Here is an 18,467-nt window from a genome sequence, read left to right as displayed (position 1 = left end):
GGTTCATCAATTCAGTGCGAGTTAAAACCAGTGAATCCCGTCCCGTGGAACGCTTCGCGGGGGTCAGGGGAACGCTTCGCGGGGGTCAGGCTAGGTTTTCGGTTTTCAGGCCTAGATTGTACTCGATTTCTTGGATCGCTTTGCGGTAGGACTTCGACTGCGTCTCTCGCTTCTTTGCACGGCGAACAAGGTTTGGGAAAGAAGAGATTCCAGGACTCAAAAACGGGCAGTCGCGAGAGCAACCGCCCACAGCAAGCCCCCCTCTTTCTGACCTGCCGGGTTCATGGCGCAGATCTTGATCAATCATCCGCAACGACACGCCACTGTCGTTGGTTCCGCCATCGGATGCTCCCGCGAACGCTTTCTCGACTTCATCGATCATGAGCACGCACCTATATGTATCGCAACACTACTCTATGTTGTCGGATGTCACGTCAGTCTGCGAGAGATGGCGGACTGCATAAACAAGAACACGAGCGTCATCGAACGAGAATAGAACGCGATGCGTGGGCCTGCGAGAAACACCGAAGTTCATTTGATGAAGCGGGAAATCGAAGGCGTCTGACTCCCGTGCGAGTGGATGCCGTGGTGCGGACTCGCCAAGGCCTCACGAATCGCTAACTCAATTTCAGACAGCCACCGAGCGGCTTGATCCACACTATGGTTTTCAGCCCACCACGATGCTGATTCGCAAAGCTGAATCGTGGCTCGCGGCAAGATCTTGACCTCACGGCTCAAGAGCGAATGCCCAACTTGTTGCGAACTTCGGCAAAGGCTTCGTCAACAGACTTTGCTTGCCCTGCGGCATCAGCCTTCCTTCCATCGTTCACATCGACGACGGTGGCAGCATACTCGCTGTCGCTGCGCCACTGTTGGACGAGTTCCTCCAATGAAGAACATTCGGCACCACCCGCCATACGCTGAGAAGCAAACTGGACGAAGTCGCGAAGTTCAGTCTGAATTGTTTGTATGGGCATGATTTTTCTCCTGCCACAGTTTAGCTACAGTAGCCGAATCATGTCAAACTCGCGTCTCTTGAGGCCCACGAACCTTAATCACAAACGCTTCGAGACCGCCGAGCGAATCGAAGGTTTCGTGGCCACGATGGATCTTCAGCAAGCCCGACTTCTCGACCGCCTGAGTCTTGAGTTCCCAGATCGATTCAGGGGTTAACCGACCGTCGCGAACCAGTGATAGACTGAACGCCCCTTCGGCCTCATACCTCGTCAAGCCTGCCGCCGCATCCAAGACGGCGTCAAGCTGATTGCCTTCAGGCATCTCACTGTCCTCCGTTGCGATGCCCGCAGCCACCTCAAGCAATTGCTCTCGACTGGGTAGTGTGTGCTTCACCGAGACAAACAGCTTTTCAAGCTCCACGGGTAACTGCACAACAAACCTCAGGATCACGGCGAAGCCTCGTCGCTGCTTGCCCTCATCGATCGCGCGAGCAATCGCCTGAACGATCTCGGCCGACTGCGTGAACCGGTGGGAGTTCTGCATTGCAACGAACGGAATCTTTTCGCGTCAGAACCAGCTGGCTCTTGAAACGTTCTTCCATTCAATCTTCATCAAGGCGGCTACTTTGCGGAGCTTCCGAATCTGATGGCCGACGGCCAGCGCCCCGTGGTGTGTCGGTGCCAGCCGGAACCAGTCGTTCATCATCTCGCTCGGCCCGCGATCAAACTTCACGTGCGTCATCGTGTTACCGATCTTCAAGATCGGAGCCTCAATCGCTTCACCCTCATTGCCGATGAATCGCAGCTTTCCATCTCCCGTTTGAGTCAGATTGAGCAGCGTCACAGGGCCTTTCCGCACGGTGGCCTCGACACTGACTCCGGTACCCCACTTGCCGTGATACAACCCCATCCCTCGAAGCACCGGCCGGCTTTCAGCGATCGCGATGTGGAACGGGCCGTCATGGCCCATAATGATCGTGCCGTGGTTGTAGTCCGATGAGACGATTTCCGTGTAGCTGCCACCGGTTTCCAAGAGATCGCAAATCTTCATCGCGACGGCGGTTTTCATATCGCCTTCGCCACTGCACGGAATGCCTTGAGCGGTGAGCAGGGAATTGCCCAGAATCAAGGCTTCCTGCAACTGTTCGTACCGGTTGCCTTCGCGCCCACGGTAGTAATACGTCAGCGCATCGAGATCAAATTCTCGCACGAGTTTTTCCTGGGCGACGGCTACCTTGCAGGCGGCATCGAGTTGTTCGGGCCGTGGCTTGCGGGCAAGCGGGTCTGCCGGTGAATCCTCGCTAAGGACGAACATTGATTCGACCTGTTCAAGCTTCGCACTGACTTCCTTCGCGCTCACCGATTGCGTTAGCTGATCCAGATCGCACATCTCCATAACTTCCACGTGCATCCCAGTTCCGGAACTCATCATCGTGAAGTCGCTGTACATGTCCAACATCCCGGGGTAGGTGTGTCCTAGGAATCCCATGCGCCCCTCTTGCAGCGTTCGCGTGACGCCCGCCGCACGAATCCAATCCTCAATTTGGGTCCACGCCGCGATCGCTTCAGGATGGTCGGCCGTGTTCTCATCGGCGAGTGCGATTTCGGGCGATTGCGATAAACCAAGTAAACCGGAGACAAGATGAAACTCGACACCACTGCGTTCGAAAGCATTGGCGATTTCCGGGACGCAGCACCCAACACAATGCGCTAACCATTCGCCCGTCGTCGTCCGCTCGTAATCCATCGCCGCAGTCGGTTGCAGATTCAACACAACAATCGGACAATTCGACTGCCTCGCGATGCTGATGTGCGATGCACTCATCGCATAGGTGGCCGCATGACAAAACAACAGATCGACATTGTTGGCGTTGAACTGCTCAACCGCTTGCCGAGCTCCTGACTCGCCATCGACCATGCCCACATTAACCACCTCGGCGTGGACGCTCATTTTCGATTCGAGGAATTGGTTGTAACCAAGCAATCGATCCAGCAACCCCTCGAACTGATCCCAGTAGTGCGAGTGACCGACGGAATAGAGTCCAATGCGAGGCTTCTTTGCAGGCTTGATCGGTACGAAATCAGACATGAATGGCTTGTCGAGTTAAATAAAGAACGTGGTGCTTGTGTTGAGTCGATTGAGGTGTCGATGCGAAACTAGTCAACGATGGCGTCGAGAGTCACCGGACCGAGCAGTCCTGAGGGCTCGAGCTTCCAACTGGAATCGACCTTCACGTTCGTGCGAGTGACGCGTTTCGATCGCGGCTGATCAAGATCGCCGATCAAACGGTTGCGCCACGAATTGACCACGAAGATGTTCAGTTCGTTTTCGCCAGCACGAATCGCATCGCCCACATCGACTCGGAAAGGAGGTCGCCACACCGTGCCCAGGTCGATCCCGTTGAGCTTCACTTGTGCGATCCCAACATCTTTGACTTCGACAAGCCGCAACGAAAGCGTCTGCGAAAGCAATGACTCGTCAACTGAGAACCTGGTTTGGTATTCCGCCTTTCCCGAGTAATACCGAACCCGAGGATCCGAGTGAGCCGTCCAGTCACTCAGTGATTTGAAACGCACCGGTTCGTCCGGCCCGCCCCAATTCGAATCGAACGTGACTTCCCAAACGCCATCGACGGATTGCCGCGTTTGGTAAGTCGTGTGGTTGGGGCCTTGGGCGCGATCGCCGCTCGATGGCTTATCGAAGATCACGAACAGGCTTCCGAACGGTTCCAACTTTAAAGGAACCCTCGTGCATCGATCGTCGGTTGAGTAGGTCGACGCCTCGCGAACGGAACCGTCCATCGCGTCAAAGAATTCTGGAACTCGCCCGGTCACACGGAAAATCGCGTCGGTGGTAATTTCGGTGTTCGCGGTTTGGCAAACGAAGTACACGTCCGTTTCACCGATTTGGTAATGAATCCAATCCAGCGTCGACGAATCTTGCTCGCTCTCGAAAACAACGTCTGCTCGAACGTTCGAACGCCCCAAAACCTCGCGAGCGGCCATGCCCCATCCGACTCGGCCCGAACCGACTTGACGAATCCCGCTGGCCGGTTGATCTGCGTCGCTTCCCCACAATGAATCCACAATCTCTTGGAACTTTTTCCCGGCTGCCTCACCACCTTTCAAACTGACGCTGCGGTTGGGCCGCATCCCCAGAACCGAACCGCCGCCGCGAACCAGTTGTTCGACTTTTTGCAGTGCTTCGAGCGAAAGAATTTGATGGTCGGGCAGCACCAACAATCGATATCGCATGCCAGACGGCAACGTCAACCGATCCCCATTGAATTCTAAGTCCGCAAGCAATTGCTCTTCGCTTAGAAAATCAAAATCAAAGCCAGGAAGGGCCCCGGCGGGGTCGGATTGTTTCAGCGTCGCGATATTGGGAATGTGATCGCCGTAGTAATAAACGACGTCGGCGATGAATTGGCCGCGTTGAGCTAAGAATTGACAACGACGGAAATAGTCGATGACCGCGGGTGATTCATCCCACCACGTCACTTGAGGATTGAAGTGCGTACCGGCGAAATACTCTTGCCCAGGCGTGCCCATTTCGGCGGGCGAGGCGGTGAAGGTGTGAGTGAAGACCAAGTTCAAGCCTGAACAAAACTCGTGGTCGAAACTCGGCTTCATCGACGACCACGGAATATCGTTCCAATGAGGCCCAATTGTCGTGAACGCTTCGGCTCCCACCAAACGCTTACCATACGTGTGCGCGGCCGAGGCGGCTTGCTTAACGAAGAAACGATTCGGGGGCGTAGCCCGATGCGGCGACTGTGACCAAAACTCGCTCATCATCAATTCGCTGCGACCGTAATTCTTCAATCCGTCGATCGGCCCCGCGTGCGGCCCGGAACATTCCGGATGCGTCCCCATGCCATGCTCGGCCGCTAAGTCGGCTAATTGACCATAGTGGTTGGCGATCCGATCACCAATCACTTTTCGAAAGTCCGCCAGGAAAGCATTGGATGGTTCGCGGCCATCGATCACCCAACCGGCAAGGATCGGCAGGTAGCGAATGGGATCGTAGCCCATTTTGGATTCAAAAAATCCCGCGAAGCCGGGCGTCCAATTCATGCCTCCACCTTCCCAGCTATCGGTGTGAACATAACGCAGCGTCGTGCCCGCCATTGGTCCGATTGCCACCATCAACGGCTCGACGTTGCGACCCCAATAGGCATCCAGCGCATCGGGGTTCATATAATCCAAAACGCGTCCGCCCCATCCGGCACTTTGCGTGGAGACGTGAGACCGCGTGTTGGTGTGCCCGATCCGCATAACCGTCCATGAGCCGGTTAGTGGTTGCCATCGCAGCGTTCCATCGGCATTCATCCGTTCGGTCAAATCAAGGATCGTTTCGTGGCGAACGATCCAGTCACTCGGCAGATCCGGATCGGCATCGAGCAAGAAACGACAATCGGGTGCAGACATCCCCAGTTCCCGAGTCGAGCTCTTTAGATCCAACTTAGCGATTGGTCGTTTGGCTTGCCTTGGGATGGAAGTGACGCCATTGATCAAGACTTCGGCCACTTGGACATTGCGGGCCTTGCCATTGACCGGGTGAGTATCGAACGCATCGGAGAACTGCAATCGAATGGCCTTGGCACGCTCTGCCGGGAACATAACCCTAACGATTTTTCCGTCTTCGGCCGCAACTCGCTGAATCGTACGGAACGATTTTCCATCGGATGAAATCTGAACAACCGCTTGGCGTGGCCCAAAACCCTTGCGTCCCAAAAACGACAGACCGCTGATGTTGGTGGCTTCCGACATTTGGATAGTCAACGCCTGTGGCGATTCAGGACTTGGCCCTAAGTTCGAAACCCAGAATGTGCTGTCGTTGGCATCGAAGGCCATCGCCGGTTCACGCCCCGGTTGCGATGACGTTGCACCGACTGACCAAGACATCGCATCATCCAGCGGCGTCGGAAACGCCAACACGGCGACGTCACGATAAAATTCTCCAGATCGCGGAACCGGCAATTTCGGTGTGGCGGCAGCGTTGGGTTCGTCGGAGGCGATCCGTGTCTCCGTCCACACCAAACGCTGCGTCGCTTCGGCCGCTGTGACTTTAGGACCGCCTAGATTCCAACCGCTCTGGATATTCAAGCTCAGTTCCAATTCCAACCGTTCGGCTTCACGGCAAGCGTGCACGAACAGCTTCGTCCACTCCGGGCCACCAAAAGCCGGACCGGCGGGAACCTGAGCGTTCCCACGTTGCGAGCTACCGTCGGCATCAAATATCAATGCTCCATTGAACCCCTTGGCTTTCATTTCCTCCAAATCACGCGTGATCGATTCTCGCGTAACGTTAGAATTCAGCCACCACCAAAACGCGCGGATTCCCGCATCATGCGGCGGCGACCGAAAACCGCTCCGCCACTCTTCACCCGCGATCAACGCCGGGCAAACGGTAGCGACGATGCCCAAAAACACCATCGCAGCAAGCGAGCAAAGCCAGGTTGCTCGACGAGAAACATAAGACGAAATCGATTGATTCAACATAGAAGGTGCTCAAGGTTTTCAAGAACGGACCACAACATCTCGATCGGCGGCAATGTGGTGAACGTTGGTAATGTCATTGGCTCGTGTCGTTACAGCGCCCGCGAACGAGAAAATCAGTCAGCGGAAATCTCATAGCGACAAATAGTTCGCGCATCCAATCACCACAGTGGATGCGATCAAAGTCAGCAATCCGATCCAAACAGTGGCCTTGGTCCGGGTGCTGGTACCTCGCCATTCGTCAAACGCAATCCCCCACAGGTTGCTGAAGACAATAATGAACGCCATGTGGATCGACCAACTCGAGAATTCATATTGTTCCCCCAGCTTCGTCGTTCCCATCCCGTAAAAGAAAAACTGCCCGTACCAGATCAGCCCTGAGGCAATGGAAAGTCCGTAGTTGCGAACCAGAGACCGTTTATCAGTTCCGAGATGGTCGCTGTCGTCTTGGCCGATCCCGACGTAGTCACCAAACGTTTGATTCTTGAAATTTAGCGCGAGGCACCAGACGACGTTACAGGTGAACCCGCCAAGCAGAATCAACACCAGCACCGCGTTGTTGCTATAGGTCGCCTCAGTTCCTGTGCTTATTGCCAAGTCCGCGATGGGCTTCCCAGCGGATAAGCCGAATGCGAAACACCCGCTCAAGATGCCAGCCACAATAGCGACCGCAAATCCCTTCAAGATTGAAAAGTCGCGATCCGTGCTCGGTGTGCCATTGGCCGAAGCGGCCAGTTCGGCTTCCTTCTTCATACCAGCCCATCCGCAAATCGCGATGCCAACCAAACAGGTCGCGATCCCGCACAAGATAACTTTGCCTGACACCTTTGCCACGATCTCGCTAAACTCACCAGCGAAGATGGGCGGCATCAGCGTCCCGAAAAGCATGCAGCACCCCAGTGCGACGGCGTAGCCTAGAGCCATTCCTAAGTAACGAACGGACAAACCGAACGCCAAGCTTCCGACGCCCCACAGCAAGCCAAACCCCACACACGCCGCGATCACCTCGGTTTCTCCGGAGGTCAATACCGAGATCAAATCCGGAGTGGTCATCCACGCCACTGTCCATGGAGTGACCAGCCAAGCGGCGACGCCCATCACCAACCAAGAGCTTTCCCAACTCCAACGGCGCACCTTCTTCAACGGCGCATAGAAACTTCCAGCCGCCAACCCACCAATCGCATGCAGCAGCACTCCTAGCAACGGTCCAGCAAACATGCAGCGTCAAACTTTCCGAACGAATAGATGGTTTGTCATGAGCGAAAGGTTAACGTAGGCTTGGTGAAACAGCACTGAAAAACACCCCTTGTTATGCGACAAATGCGATTCCAGAAGATTCCCGGTTTCGTCATGATGCATTACCTCATCCGGCTACGATTCGGCTGAACCAAACCTGGTTGATGTCGTGATGGTTTCAGTTTTTCGATTTAAGTATCCGATTCAAACACTTCGTTGCGCGGGAAACTTTTCTGATGATTGCCGATGGGTTTTATCACTACTTGCCGATCAATGATGCAGCGATGTCTTGGGGCCTTTACGTCACCGGACTCGGTCGCGGCGAAGTCCCCCCTGGCGTCTCTTATCCTAGTGAGGGACACCCCGGACTCTACGATTTCTCATGGGCGCGCGGCCGCGTTCTGCCTGAATTTCAAATCATTCTGATCACGGAAGGCGACGGGATTTTCGAATCCGAAGAAACCGGAAAAGTCGTCGTCACACCAGGATCGGTTATCACGCTGTTTCCCGGTGTTTGGCATCGATATCGCCCGAATCCAGAAACCGGTTGGACTGAGCGATGGATTTCGCTCAACGGTGCCACTACACACCGACTACTCGATCAGAAATTACTTTCAACACAAAGAGCCGTACGCGAGGCCAGACGACCGTCCCGTTTGATCAAGGCCTTCGACCGATTTCTCGATGCGGTGCATGCCACTCCGAACCGAAACTCTATCTTGCTGTCGTTCCAGGCAATGGCGCTAGTGGGGACCGTGATCGAGAGCACGACGGACTCGACCGCCCTGCCCAGCGGAGATGACACCGCACATGGGAAGCGTATCCAAGATCCGTTGATCGAACGGGCCCTGGATCTTATTTGGACACACAGCCACCATGCGTTTACCGTCCAACGTTTCGCAAACCAACTCTCCGTTAGCCGACGTGTGCTGGAAAGACACTTCCGAGACGAAGTCGGGCACAGTGTGTTGAAAGAAATCACTTTATGTCGGCTCAGCCGTGCAAAACGCTTGCTTCGCGAAACCGATTTGGGCGTAAAAAGAATCGCTCATCTGGCTGGCTTTCCAAGTGAAGAGAGGATGCGAGTGGCGTTCCTCGAGCATGTTCAGCGACCACCGTCGAAGTATCGCGACGATTCGCTGCGCAAACACAATCGAAAAGCGTCTGACTGAAAGCTGAGACTTACGGCAAGGATTCACCGAAAACCGGCGACACGCAACCAATCAAAATGCCGCAAAACAAGGGGTCATTCACAGCCTCTGACTTTAAAGCCATTGCTAAAATCAGTACCCGCGTCCGGCATTTCGGTTGTGTTCTCCACTTACCCTTCTTCTCAAGGTTTATTTGCATGTACCTCCGGTTGCTGTGCGTTTCATTGTTTCTCGCTTTAGTTTGCCAGCTGGGCTGCGGTTCGTCGGGCAATTCGACGTCCGATCTTGATGAGATGAAAGCGTATGTCGAGGAAAACGGTGACCTAGCGCTGGACCCAGATGATCCGATGGCTCAGACCGAGCTATCGGAGTAGCGGCGACCTGTCATCGGTGGCAGCCATCGCCAGCGCCGCTCAAGCCGAATCCTTCTTTACTCTTTTTCTATGAAAGTTTTTCGTATGAACTCCATCTCTCGTCGAAGCCGAATCGGCTTCACTCTCGTCGAACTGCTGGTCGTGATCGCCATCATTGGTGCGTTAGTTGGCCTGCTGCTGCCCGCCGTCCAAGCCGCTCGGGAAGCGGCTCGCCGAATGAGCTGCAGTAACAACTTCAAGCAGATCGGCCTGGCGATTCATAACTACCATTCTGCCTACGATCAATTGCCTGTGCAAGGTACAGGGACGGGTTCCAGCACAGGTGGCGGGCACAGTACGGTTGGGACGATCGCTAGCCCTGGCGGCAACAGTTACAACCGAATTTCATTCATGGTTGGGATCACTCCGTTCATCGAGCAGCAAGCGCTTTGGGAGCAGATCAGCAACCCTTACGTCTCCTCCAGCGGAGGCGTGTGGCAGGCCATGGGGCCTTTGCCGAGCGCTTCGGTCGCGACGATGACCGACAATCCGTACGAACCCTGGATGACCGATATATCAGCTTTTCGATGCCCAAGCGATCCTGGCCGTGGGTTGCCAAGCCTGGGCCGAACGAACTACGCCGCATGCATGGGCGACTCAACCCACTCCTGCTCTCGCGAGAACGATGCGTACGAAGACAGTAACGGCAAAACAACCTTATCGCGTGCGAGTTACTCTAGCGCAGCTGCCCGAGGCGTTTTCGTTTACCGGAAAGACATGAAGTTTCGCGACATTCTAGACGGACTTTCCAACACAATCATGTGTGGTGAAATCATCACCGACTTAGGTGACAACGACATTCGTTCTCAAATCTATCGGCGAAGCACTGGACGGACCGCTCAACAGTGGAATGTTGGTGGTGCACTTCGGTGTCGTGAAGGCATCGACCCGACCCGACCTCAGTTCTGGAACAGCGTTCCACCATCCGGTCATGAAGGCATTTTCAACAACAGCGAAGAAGTCCGTGGCAACAAATGGATGTGTGGGATCATTCTTTACACTGGTTTCCACACCATCTTGGGACCCAACTCCGAAATGTGTGTCCATGGAAACCAGCACGAAGAAACAATCGTTTCCACATCGAGTCGGCATCAAGGTGGGACTCATGTGCTGATGGGCGACGGAGCTATTAAGTTCATCACCGATTCAATCGACGCGGGAAATTCGAACTCAGCCCAAGTGACCGTTCACAATTATCTTGCGCCCGGAAGCGGGAGTCCGTTCGGGGTGTGGGGCGAACTCGGGACGCGTGCCGCTCGCGAGGTGGTCGACACCGAGATCTAACCAACGATTTCACCCCGATCGATATGAAAACAACGAATACCCAGTCTCCGTTCATCGGGACTGGGTATCTTTGGTTTGGACTTACCTGCACTGGCAACACTTGACCGGACCTAACTCCCCAACGACCACTCACACTGTTCCACAGTCTGCCACCCATAGCGGGTTATCACGAGCCGATTGGTAACAGACGACTTCGAAAAGCGGACTGGTACGTCGCCATGATCACCGATATGTAGCATCGGACGTCTAACTACTCAGCAAGCAACGCTGCAACTCTAGCTAACTTAGGAGAACAACCAATCGCCCATACATCACTTACTGATTTCCCACTGTAAGTCGCATCGATCTGAACTGCCAAATCAGATCTCTCGATGTCAAGCGAACAAACCGCCACGAAAAAAACGCCCAAGCAGACGGAGCACTTTCTCGCACCTTATCGTGAGCGAGAAGAACTCAACCAACAGGTTTTTCACCAAACACTTTCCTGTGACCGGGCGGAACGACGAATGTCAGAATCTCGCCTCGCATGCTAAAGAGCAAGCTCAGTTACGTTAGTGAATGAAGGGCGACGCCAGGGAATTGACAGGCTTGAAAGATGTATTGCTTGGGGATTTGACCTCCGTAACACAGGAACCCTCGTCTGGATCGCCGAAATAATGATGACCTATGTCAAACGTATCGCGAATGGTTGGGTGCGAACGGTTTTTGTTAACGCACCGCCGTTGATGGAGCACGTTGAGACCGTTCACAAGCAAGACGGGCGAGCCGAGCCTGGCCACTATCACGAGTTGATGGATCTACTCCCGCATGATCGCGACGCTTATCAACTCCCGACAGACGGCTACGGAAAGATTTACAATCGCGTTTATCGTGTCGCGTTTCGCTGCGATCATTCCCCAGATGAACTCATCGCCCTCGTCAAATCCTACCCCGACCGGTACCGCGACCCCCGGTTAGCAAAGTTCCATAAGACTCAAGGTAAAGACGGTGAGCTGGCTGTTGGCGATCGGTTCCACATCGCAATCTCCGGCCCCTGGGACGGGCCAGTGGAAACGATCGCAACTGACGATCATTCTTTCACCTTCGTGACGCTGCCGGGTCACCTGGAAGCTGGTTTCATTCGGTTTTCAGCCAACACCGTCGGAAAAGCCATCGAGTTCAAAATCGAGTCCTGGGCCTCTTCAGCCGGACCTTTGGTGTGGCTGACCTACTCCGGTCTAGGAATTACAAAGAAGATGCAGACCAAAATGTGGCGTCACTACTGCTTGAAGGTAGCCGAGGTTGTGAGCGGAGAAGTGGATGGATCGTTTCGAATCTCGACAGCCGTTCTTGACGATCCGGCAGCGTCGGAGGGCAAGCATGGCTGAATCACGATGGCAGGAAACGCTAACCGAGTTTGATCAGCTGCCGTACAACTACGACGCCAGTAAATACGCGGAGGGGCAGCCCGGCTGGAACATCGATCATTACGAACACGAACTACCCGCCGAGCCTCCCGGACGGCCGACCGAGCAAGGATCTTTCGAAGTCGCCAAGGACGTCATCGTTAGTTACAAGTTTCCTGATCCCGATCGCATCGTTGGCTACTTCCGCGATGACGCTGAGTTGGAAGGACGCACGATGTTGCTGGAGGCGAAGCTACTGTGGATGCGATTCATATTTGGGGTTCGTGTTTCGAAAGTGATTGATGAACGAGTCTCCGACGAAACCGACAGTTGTCAAACCCGCTTTGGTTACGCCTATCGCACCTTAAAAGGGCACTGGGAAATTGGTGAAATGCAGTACATGCTAGTCAAGCAGGAATTGACAGGGCAGGTACATTTCGTGATAGATGCCTACTCCAAGTATGATCGCATTCCCAACCCCTTCTATTGTCTGGGATTCAGACTGTTTGGCCGCCATTTGCAAAAGCAATTTGCACGGGGATGCATGACGAGGTTGAACCAGATAGTTCGATCGACTATCGGTGAACAAGCTTCTACCAACAGCTAACACATCGCTCATGCTGAAGGATCGCGAGATGCTTCAGCTAGAGCCGATTGAGATTTCCCGAGAGTCCCGATCGCGGAACACGTGATTCAACAGGTGGTCGAGACTCACATCCTGCCAAAGGATGACGCCGACCTTTTGTTGCAGCATCGCAACTTATCCCTACCTGCATCCTTGATGTTTTTACTCAATCAAATCGCTTGAGGTTCTTTAGTAACGTCTGAAGCACAGTTAGAATATTGGCAGCCAAAAATCCTCTCTAACGATGCTGCCGAAAGCACAATTCAATGATCCGATCTGACTTAATCAAACTCTCCGCATTTCTTTTAGTCGTCTGTTTTGGTCAGTCAATGAAGGCTGAAGAAAGAGCCGATCCAAGCTCGGTACGAGCAGTTCACCAACAGAATTTCGACGACCTGAAACAGCAGTTGAAATTGACTTGGCCTAAGAACCGGCTGGTGAGGTTTGTCTTCCACGGCCATTCAGTTCCGGCAGGCTACTTTCGCACGCCTACGATTCGCCGTTTCGATTCCTATCCAATCCTATTTCACCAAGCACTAAGCCAACAATATTCAACGGCAGTGATCGACGTTTGCACGACCGCAATCGGGGGCGAAAACTCCGCCTCCGGTTCCAAGAGGTTTGCCGACGATGTTTTGACACTTAAACCTGATGTTGTCTTTATTGACTACTGCCTTAATGACCGCGGTATTGGTGTCGAATCCGCTGAAAAGTGCTGGCGGACGATGATCAAGCAAGCTGTGCAAAATGAAGTCAAAGTTGTTTTACTGACTCCAACGCCTGACTCCCATGAAGACATCACCGATCCGGATACCAAGCTCGCCAAACATGCTCAGTCGATACGCAAACTAGGCAAGGAATTTGGCCTCCCCGTCGTTGACTCTTACGCGGCTTTTCAAAAACGGGTTGCCGATGGTGCAAAAGTGAATGACTTTCTTTCGCAGGCCAATCACCCGAACCGAAAAGGTCATGAAATTGTTGCTGATTTGATTCTGCGGTTGTTCCAGTAGAAGAACTTCTTAAACGCTCTTCGCTTTTGTTGGAAGTTACGTTTCCAAGTGGACCAGCAGCTATCGAATCAAGGCCTAGTCGATCAACCTCCGGCTACGTCATCAACGACTCTTGAATCTCTTCCAGTGACTTCCCTTTTGTTTCAGGAAGCTTGAAGAGGATCACAAGGAATCCGATCGCACAAATCGCACCGTAGAGCCAGAATGTACCGTGGGCACCCAGCTTGTCATTGAGAATCGGGAACGTAAAAGTCAATGCTGTGCAGGCCAGCCAGAGGCTAAAGACGGACACCGCCATGGCAGCGCCACGTATCCGATTGGGAAAAATCTCTGATAGGAACACCCAAACGACTGGAGCCAGCGACATGGCATAACACGCGATTGCACTAAGCACCAAAATCAGCACATGGACTCCCTGACTTTCGGCGTAATAGCAGCTTCCCAAAATCGCGTAGATGATCGCTAGGCCTACAGACCCCAACAGCATCAGCCCCCGGCGTCCGAAACGATCCACCGTGAAAATCGCGACCAAGGTGAATACCAAGTTGACGATGCCTGTGATGACGATGTTGAACATGATTGAGCCAACATCATAACCCGCTGCCGAAAAAATTTCCTGCGCGTAGTTAAAGATGACGTTGATCCCGCACCACTGCTGAAACACGGCTAAGAAAATACCAAGCCCTAGAATGCGCCGCATCTTAGGTTCCATCAGTTCAGACAAACGAACTTGGGTCTGAACTTCCTGGCCGATAGAATCCTTAATCTCTTGAAACTCTTTCTCCGCGTAGTCGATGCCGCCAACGCGAGCCAGCACAAACTTTGCTCGTTCATTTTGACCAACTCGCACTAGCCAGCGAGGACTCTCAGGAACAGCAAACATCATTAAGAAGAAAGCTGCCGCAGGAACGGTTTCGGCGGCAAACATCCAACGCCAGCCATGGGTCCCGTTCCAAGACTGGCGAATCGCATCGACTGTCGCATTCTCAACGACCTGATCGGCAATCAGCAGGTTGACAATTTGTGCAGCTAAGACTCCCACAACGATTGTCAGCTGATTAACTGAAACCAGTCGTCCTCTTGATTCTGCGGGCGCAATCTCCGCGATGTACACCGGGGAAAGATTGGATGCCAAGCCAATACCGATGCCGCCGATAAATCGAAAAATGTTAAACCATGCAAAGTCACCGCTTAACGCAGTCCCCACCGCCGACAGCATAAAAAGGAACGCAGCCACCAACAACAAACGCTTCCGCCCCAAGCGATCGGCGAGTGCCCCGCTGACGACCGCGCCCAACAAACAGCCGATCAACGCGGTGCTCATCGCCCACCCCTGAAGCGTCGGCGAATCTGAAATCTCAAAATACGGCTCGTAGAACGGCTTGGCGCCCCCAATCACGACCCAGTCGTAACCGAACAGGAGTCCCCCCATGGCGGCAACGAAAGAAATCATCCAAATGAATCGGACGTTCAGCGAAGTATCGGATCTCTGGTTGGTCGCCACTTGCTACTTTGGTGTTTGAGATGTTTGTTTCTGTAACAGGCCCGTTGCTAACCTACGACGGAATGTGAGGGAGCTTGATGAATGCTCGCACCAAGATGATCGGGTTGCTCTCGCAAAATCTCTGCAAGTAACTCGTTCGCCTCTTCAACTTGTCCCAGCCCCAAATAGCCGAGTGCCATCATGTAGCGACAATGGATCCGATGACGAAGTTGAAGATCAGGATCAAACACCAAAAAGTCAGGTAGCGAGACCGCGAAGTAGTCGATCGTCGCCACTTGGTCGATGTGTTCATGCCCGTAGTCAATCAATTTCTGGAAGCGAGTTCTCGACTCATTTCGTTCCCCGAGCTTTTCAAACGCCAAACCTTGGTAGTAGACCATGTCGGGTGGCTGATCGTTGTAATACATTGCAGACGTCGGTTCGCTTGGCCCCGCACTCGCCTTTCGGAACCACTGTTCCGCAAGCGAATCATCAGAGCATTGCTCAGCAACACACCCAAGCCAGTAATGAATATTGTTTTCCTGAGTACCGATCAGCTTTCCTTCGCCGAGATTTTCTGGCCAATGCGTTGCCTGATGCAAAAGTTGTTGGGCTGATTCAAGTTGACCTGCCCCCATCGCGACTCGAGCTAATTCGGTTAATGCGATCACGTACTGAGCCGGGATCTTTCCTTCACCGCCTTCCCATGGGTGAAACTTTCGACTTAGCAACGCATCAATCGCCTTTTGATGATCGCCAACCAAGTTGTGCAGCGTAACCCACTGCAAGAACAGGTCATCACGACTGCCCACTAACCTAGGAAACTGCTTCAAGCGAGCCAGGCGATCCACTGGCGAATGGCATAGACGTATCGCTAACTGATCTAATTCAAACAGAACACGTGCGTCGTAAGGATTTAGGTCGAACGCTTGGTTCATCGCCTCCCAGGCCCTGACGCTGTCACCGCGTTTATTCAAATAGGCCAGCGAAAGGTTTCGCCAAACGGTGGGAAAGCTTGGGTCAACCCGTTTCGACTTTTCCCAGCAATCGATAGCCTTGTCGTACTGCCGGCGGTCATACCAAAGGTTGCCCAGATGATAAGCCGCAACCGCGTCGCCGCCCTCCGCTTTCATTGCCGATTCGAGAACTGGAATATCTTCCAACTTGTTCGCAAACATCAGTGAATTTGCCGTCTGAGCTAGCTTCCGCAGATTGGCAGCATCTTGATCGCGGTTCAAGCGAACATAGATGTCAGCGAGGTGATAATACACGACAGACGACGGAGAGCTTACTCGAGCGAGCAGGTGTTCCAGCACACTGGCCGCCGTGCAATCATCGCCAAATGCGATGTAGTCGAGTGCCAATTCGATTGCAGTGTTTACATCGTCTCGACACAGCCCGTCATAGGTCTCGTAATTTCCAGCAGCTACAGCTTGCTCGTACAACGCACCAAAACAAAACGGGTTCACGGACAAATGATTTTCAATCATTTGCTGGTGTTGTGGAGTCCCACGTCTTATCGCAATCAGCAGGTGCTTGGCTTGGTCATGATTCCCCTGCACCTCGAGACAACGCTCGCACCTTGTTGCAGCCTCGTCGTAATTCCCCAACCGTCCAGACAACCGCGCCATTTCAAGTAAGGAGGGAACCTGCCACGCGGCGTCCCAACAAGCCTTGCCGAACGCACGCTCAGCATCCCTGAGACGCCCAACCGCTCGCAATGACAATCCAAGATTGTAGAGCGGCTCACAGTCGTAGGCATTCGGATTGTGCCGTGTCAGACGTTGAATCGACTTTTCAAATAAAGGAATCGATTCTTCAAAACAGCCCCGTCGTGCCAACAGTTTTCCCTTTGCATTGTTGCAACGGGCGTCACCTTCATCGTGTCGAAGACCCTCGTCGTAATACTCCATCGCTTGCCGAGTCGCATGACGATATTGTTCGATGTGTTGCCCCGCTAGAAACAACGCTTCGGCGTTTTCCAGCTTCTCGGGAACATCGATCTCCTTCGCCGGCTCAGGTATTTCGTGCTTGGACTTGGGCGGCGTGTAGGAAACTAAAACACGACCAGTTTGATCAACAACAGAGACCGTCAATTCGCTCGCCGTTACCACGGTGGGCACAGAAAACTCACACTCGAAATGCTCCTCAGGCGATGCATTAAACTTCGAAGCCCCCAAGCACTCACCACTCAAAGACACACGTACCTCCGCGTCGGGATGCACTGCGGTCGTATAGGCGCGAACCGTTACCTTGCCTAACTCGATCGACATCCCGACCGCTGCTTCGATCGTGGCGTTTCCGATTAGCCCGATGCCCTTGTAGGGCATGAAGTATTGAGTGAACGCTTTCTGCTCCCCTGGCATCAGCCAAGTGAAATCAGGCTGGTTATCGGTGAAGACACCACACATCAATTCAATGTAAGGCCCATCTTCGTCCGTTAGATGCCGGTCCCACGCCTGACCAAATTCACCGTTGCCCCACGTCCATTGTTTTTTGCCAGGACTAACGTTGTGATCGCAGATGTGCAGCAAGCCAGCACGACGACCATGGTCATAACTGCCAACAAAGCTATAGTCGCTCTTTGCAGCCATGTACGACGTCGGTACCGGAATGTTGCGGTAACGGGAAATATCCGTACCCAGATCGCCTGCATCCGATTGATCAGTCCCTAGCGAATAATCAACCTTGTAATAGGTGCCTGTTGCGACTGGGAAGCTCGACACATCTCGTTTACCGTGGTCCATCACCGCACTGACGTCGGGCGGAAAGACCGATTGATGATCATCACCAACCGACACTGCTGGATTTGCCCACCACAGGAAAGTTTGGGGTAATGTCGTCCGGTTATACAATTTTGCATCAACTTGCAAATAAGCCGAATCCGGATGCAAGGTGAAGCCATGCCGGCATTCGGTCCGGTGCATACGATCAATTTCGTGACACCAAACGGTATATGAACCGTCGTCGTTGGCTTTGATCGTTGAGTCAACGGGACCGTAGGTATTAGGACGGTGGTGCTGTGGCCAATTAAATTCGATTCCACCACTAATCCACGGCCCGGCCAAACCAACCAGTGCGGGCTTAATAACGTGGTTGTGGTAGACGAAGTGGTAGTTATTCGTTTTGTCGAGTGCCATGTGAATGCGGCCACCCAACTCTGGAAGAATCATGATTTTCAGAAATTGATTTTCCAGAAAGATAGCCTGCCAGAGCTTGTCTTCTTTTTCGTCGCTAATCCGATCGACCACCGGCAACGGATAGACAGAACCGCTGGATCCTTGATAGACCCGCTTTTCCAAAAACATCGGATTCCGATCTGGCTCACCAATACCGTAAGTAGGAATTGAGATCGGTTCTTGCCACGCTTTTACTTCGCTCATTGCAACGCCAGTCGTTGAATAACTAGATTCATAATTTAC

General features: G+C 53.3%; 13 protein-coding genes. 5 read left to right on the top strand and 8 right to left on the bottom strand.

What is annotated here, in order from left to right; genetic code table 11:
• Nucleotides 1-85: 85 nt before the first annotated feature.
• From ACR3ZL_RS10690 to ACR3ZL_RS10665, 6 genes are all read right to left on the bottom strand, one after another.
• Nucleotides 86-382 carry a hypothetical protein gene (locus tag ACR3ZL_RS10690; protein WP_473653166.1) on the bottom strand — a complete coding sequence of 99 codons (297 nt, stop codon included), beginning with the start codon at nucleotides 380-382 and terminating at the stop codon, nucleotides 86-88.
• Between the two features lie 352 nt (nucleotides 383-734).
• Nucleotides 735-977 (bottom strand): hypothetical protein, encoded by a 243-nt coding sequence (locus ACR3ZL_RS10685; RefSeq protein ID WP_473653167.1) that lies wholly within the window; start codon nucleotides 975-977, stop codon nucleotides 735-737.
• 43 nt (nucleotides 978-1,020) lie between these two features.
• A complete protein-coding gene (locus tag ACR3ZL_RS10680) occupies nucleotides 1,021-1,500 on the bottom strand; it encodes a hypothetical protein (protein ID WP_473653168.1) in 480 nt (159 codons plus the stop codon).
• A gap of 24 nt (nucleotides 1,501-1,524) precedes the next feature.
• Entirely contained in the window at nucleotides 1,525-3,045 is a 1,521-nt protein-coding gene (locus ACR3ZL_RS10675) for an L-arabinose isomerase family protein (RefSeq protein ID WP_473653169.1), read from the bottom strand.
• Between the two features lie 68 nt (nucleotides 3,046-3,113).
• A complete protein-coding gene (locus tag ACR3ZL_RS10670) occupies nucleotides 3,114-6,461 on the bottom strand; it encodes a glycosyl hydrolase (protein WP_486173439.1) in 3,348 nt (1,115 codons plus the stop codon).
• Between the two features lie 129 nt (nucleotides 6,462-6,590).
• The gene (locus tag ACR3ZL_RS10665; protein WP_473653172.1) at nucleotides 6,591-7,676 is read right to left on the bottom strand and encodes an L-rhamnose/proton symporter RhaT; all 1,086 of its coding nucleotides are present in this window, start codon (nucleotides 7,674-7,676) and stop codon (nucleotides 6,591-6,593) included.
• Between the two features lie 254 nt (nucleotides 7,677-7,930).
• Here ACR3ZL_RS10665 and ACR3ZL_RS10660 point away from each other — a divergent pair, with 254 nt between their 5' ends.
• From ACR3ZL_RS10660 to ACR3ZL_RS10640, 5 genes are all read left to right on the top strand, one after another.
• Nucleotides 7,931-8,866: an AraC family transcriptional regulator gene (locus ACR3ZL_RS10660; protein ID WP_486173438.1), complete on the top strand. Its 936-nt coding sequence runs from the start codon at nucleotides 7,931-7,933 to the stop codon at nucleotides 8,864-8,866.
• 422 nt (nucleotides 8,867-9,288) lie between these two features.
• Nucleotides 9,289-10,542, top strand: coding sequence for a DUF1559 domain-containing protein (locus ACR3ZL_RS10655; protein ID WP_486173437.1), 1,254 nt, complete (start codon nucleotides 9,289-9,291; stop codon nucleotides 10,540-10,542).
• Between the two features lie 656 nt (nucleotides 10,543-11,198).
• The gene (locus tag ACR3ZL_RS10650; protein WP_473653175.1) at nucleotides 11,199-11,909 is read left to right on the top strand and encodes a hypothetical protein; all 711 of its coding nucleotides are present in this window, start codon (nucleotides 11,199-11,201) and stop codon (nucleotides 11,907-11,909) included.
• A complete protein-coding gene (locus ACR3ZL_RS10645; RefSeq protein WP_473653176.1) occupies nucleotides 11,902-12,534 on the top strand; it encodes a DUF1990 domain-containing protein in 633 nt (210 codons plus the stop codon). The genes ACR3ZL_RS10650 and ACR3ZL_RS10645 overlap by 8 nt, the downstream gene beginning before the upstream one ends.
• A gap of 284 nt (nucleotides 12,535-12,818) precedes the next feature.
• Entirely contained in the window at nucleotides 12,819-13,562 is a 744-nt protein-coding gene (locus ACR3ZL_RS10640; RefSeq protein ID WP_473653177.1) for an SGNH/GDSL hydrolase family protein, read from the top strand.
• 94 nt (nucleotides 13,563-13,656) lie between these two features.
• On the opposite strand, the gene ACR3ZL_RS10635 is transcribed toward ACR3ZL_RS10640, so the two are convergent.
• Both ACR3ZL_RS10635 and ACR3ZL_RS10630 read right to left on the bottom strand, forming a co-directional pair.
• A complete protein-coding gene (locus tag ACR3ZL_RS10635; protein ID WP_486173436.1) occupies nucleotides 13,657-15,066 on the bottom strand; it encodes a sugar porter family MFS transporter in 1,410 nt (469 codons plus the stop codon).
• A 47-nt stretch (nucleotides 15,067-15,113) separates the two neighbouring features.
• A complete protein-coding gene (locus tag ACR3ZL_RS10630; RefSeq protein WP_473653178.1) occupies nucleotides 15,114-18,428 on the bottom strand; it encodes a DUF5107 domain-containing protein in 3,315 nt (1,104 codons plus the stop codon).
• Nucleotides 18,429-18,467 lie beyond the last annotated feature (39 nt).

It is taken from the genome of Rhodopirellula sp. J20-39 (assembly GCF_057365095.1).
The sequence above is the reverse complement of the archived record's forward strand: the minus strand, read 5'-3'. Positions and strand labels throughout refer to the sequence as shown.

What these genes read in the sequence shown, in the direction of transcription:
- ACR3ZL_RS10690 (WP_473653166.1), bottom strand. Translation starts at nt 382, where the DNA reads ATGATCGATGAAGTCGAGAAAGCGTTCGCGGGAGCATCCGATGGCGGA.
- ACR3ZL_RS10685 (WP_473653167.1), bottom strand. Translation starts at nt 977, where the DNA reads ATGCCCATACAAACAATTCAGACTGAACTTCGCGACTTCGTCCAGTTT.
- ACR3ZL_RS10680 (WP_473653168.1), bottom strand. Translation starts at nt 1,500, where the DNA reads ATGCAGAACTCCCACCGGTTCACGCAGTCGGCCGAGATCGTTCAGGCG.
- ACR3ZL_RS10675 (WP_473653169.1), bottom strand. Translation starts at nt 3,045, where the DNA reads ATGTCTGATTTCGTACCGATCAAGCCTGCAAAGAAGCCTCGCATTGGA.
- ACR3ZL_RS10670 (WP_486173439.1), bottom strand. Translation starts at nt 6,461, where the DNA reads ATGTTGAATCAATCGATTTCGTCTTATGTTTCTCGTCGAGCAACCTGG.
- ACR3ZL_RS10665 (WP_473653172.1), bottom strand. Translation starts at nt 7,676, where the DNA reads ATGTTTGCTGGACCGTTGCTAGGAGTGCTGCTGCATGCGATTGGTGGG.
- ACR3ZL_RS10660 (WP_486173438.1), top strand. Translation starts at nt 7,931, where the DNA reads ATGATTGCCGATGGGTTTTATCACTACTTGCCGATCAATGATGCAGCG.
- ACR3ZL_RS10655 (WP_486173437.1), top strand. Translation starts at nt 9,289, where the DNA reads ATGAAAGTTTTTCGTATGAACTCCATCTCTCGTCGAAGCCGAATCGGC.
- ACR3ZL_RS10650 (WP_473653175.1), top strand. Translation starts at nt 11,199, where the DNA reads ATGATGACCTATGTCAAACGTATCGCGAATGGTTGGGTGCGAACGGTT.
- ACR3ZL_RS10645 (WP_473653176.1), top strand. Translation starts at nt 11,902, where the DNA reads ATGGCTGAATCACGATGGCAGGAAACGCTAACCGAGTTTGATCAGCTG.
- ACR3ZL_RS10640 (WP_473653177.1), top strand. Translation starts at nt 12,819, where the DNA reads ATGATCCGATCTGACTTAATCAAACTCTCCGCATTTCTTTTAGTCGTC.
- ACR3ZL_RS10630 (WP_473653178.1), bottom strand. Translation starts at nt 18,428, where the DNA reads ATGAGCGAAGTAAAAGCGTGGCAAGAACCGATCTCAATTCCTACTTAC.